The sequence below is a fragment of the Shewanella sp. genome, from assembly GCF_051658185.1.
In the GTDB taxonomy this organism is placed as follows: Bacteria; Pseudomonadota; Gammaproteobacteria; order Enterobacterales; family Shewanellaceae; genus Shewanella.
In genome coordinates, this window is record NZ_JBOFMC010000336.1 from 1 (window position 1) to 1,993 (window position 1,993).

At 45.5% G+C, this 1,993-nt stretch carries 1 protein-coding gene; it reads left to right on the plus strand.

Annotated elements, in window-relative coordinates:
• The first annotated feature begins 490 nt into the window (after positions 1 to 490).
• Entirely contained in the window at positions 491 to 1,714 is a 1,224-nt protein-coding gene (gltS, locus tag ACRCZA_RS12845) for a sodium/glutamate symporter (RefSeq protein WP_438674814.1), read from the plus strand.
• Positions 1,715 to 1,993: the final 279 nt, after the last annotated feature.

The following is a 1,993-nucleotide window of genomic DNA, read 5'->3' on the forward strand; positions in this document are numbered from 1 at the left end:
AATGCCTCACCTAAAAATCAATCATAAAATCCTTGATTGTCAAACGTATGCGGCCATTTTAGGCCGCAGCATCGGCCAATATTTTACATAACAGCGAGAGCACATTTTATCAACATCATGATTTATAAGATGATTTGACGACAGATGGCGCGTTTTATGCTACACTGCCCCCAGTTCTTCAGGCTAATGAGCCTCAGTAAGCTCAAATTCCATGCTCACCATGGACCTTGAAGAAGTCTAGATTTGTCACTTTTGTCTGTTATTTATCATCCGTATGACCCGATTTATGCGTCATACTGATCTAAAAACCCAATACGATTCATTCGCGCTTAAACCAACCTCGCACCCTCGGGAAGCAACGGGTTGTTATCCTCTATATCGAGCGCTCAACATCCAGCATTAGCAGGTACTGAATAACAAAATGGGTTGACTCAAGGCGAGCACTTCGCCCAATGAAATACCCGCATAACATCATTTGTAAGGAATTTTCATGCACACTACTTATACGATTGGCGAGTTAGAGTCGTTTTTAATGGCGATTTTTGTCTTATTCATCGGTCATTCTATTAACCGTCATGTGCGCCTGTTTAAAAAATACAATATTCCCGAACCCATCGTCGGTGGGCTTGTCGTTGCTGCATGTGTTGCCGGTCTTCACTTTCAAAACATTAGCCTGAGCTTCAGTCTCTCTTTACAAAATATCTTAATGTTGATGTTTTTCAGTACGATAGGACTCTCCGCTAACTATAAGCTCTTACTCAGCGGTGGTAAAAAAGTCTTTATTTTTCTGGGCGTCGCCTCGGTTTATATCGTTATCCAAAATGCGGTTGGGGTGAGTTTAGCCACACTACTTGGGATTGAGCCCATAATGGGGCTGATCGCCGGCTCAATTACCTTATCGGGCGGCCATGGCACGGGTGTCGCTTGGTCACAAACCTTTGCCGAAAACTATGGTATCAATACCCTCGAGTTTGCCATGGCTGCAGCCACGTTTGGTCTGGTCATGGGCGGGATTATTGGCGGACCAGTCGCCCAACGACTCATCAGCAAACATAATCTTATCTCGAGCTACGGCATTGGTCGCAAACACCATACCGATCACCCTCACTTAGTCACTTACGATCAATTAGAAGAAGATCACGTTACCGCCAAAACCATTCTAGAGACCTTATTCGTCCTTTTATTGTGTGTTGCAGGCGCAAAATGGTTCAGTGGCTGGATTAATCAGTCAGGGATCACGTGGCTGAAGATGCCTGATTTTGTCTATGCCCTGTTTTTAGGGGTCATTATTGCCAATATCACCGAGTTGGGGCGTGGCTATAAACCCCACACCGAGAGCATCGATGTCATAGGCACCGTGGCCTTAGCCTTGTTTTTATCGATGGCGTTGATGAATCTTAAGCTCTGGGAAATTTTTGATTTAGCTATCCCGCTACTGGTCATTTTACTGGTGCAAACCGCTGTACTGGCCGTGTTCGCCTATTTTGTGACCTTCAAAATCATGGGCAGCAACTATGATGCTGCGGTGATCACTGGCGGCCACTGCGGCTTTGGTATGGGCGCCACCCCTACAGCGGTGATGAACATGGGCGCGTTGGTGTCACGCACAGGCCCCTCACCGCAGGCTTTTATGGTGGTACCCATTGTCGGCGCTTTCTTTATCGATATTGTTAACATGATTGTGCTCCAAGGATATCTGAGCTTTATCATGTAACCCACATTGGCCATTGAAGCACTTTATCTTGCACAACCATGTCTTGAATAAAAATGTCTTGAACAAAGATATCCTTATTCAAGATATCTAAGGCAAACGGTTTTGGCTCAATGGCTTAAGCTCATGTGCACCACCTAATCAGCTATCAATAAACAAACGCCTGCTCTACTCAGTTACCCTTCAATCGCAAGCTCCATCCAAAAAGGCACTGTCCTCAGTGCCTTGTCAGTCGGTTACGCTTTCATTACGGCTACGGGCTCAGCTTAAGCATTACACGTT

Excerpts from the sequence above, each read along its gene's own strand:
- gltS (WP_438674814.1), top strand. The coding sequence starts at position 491 with ATGCACACTACTTATACGATTGGCGAGTTAGAGTCGTTTTTAATGGCG.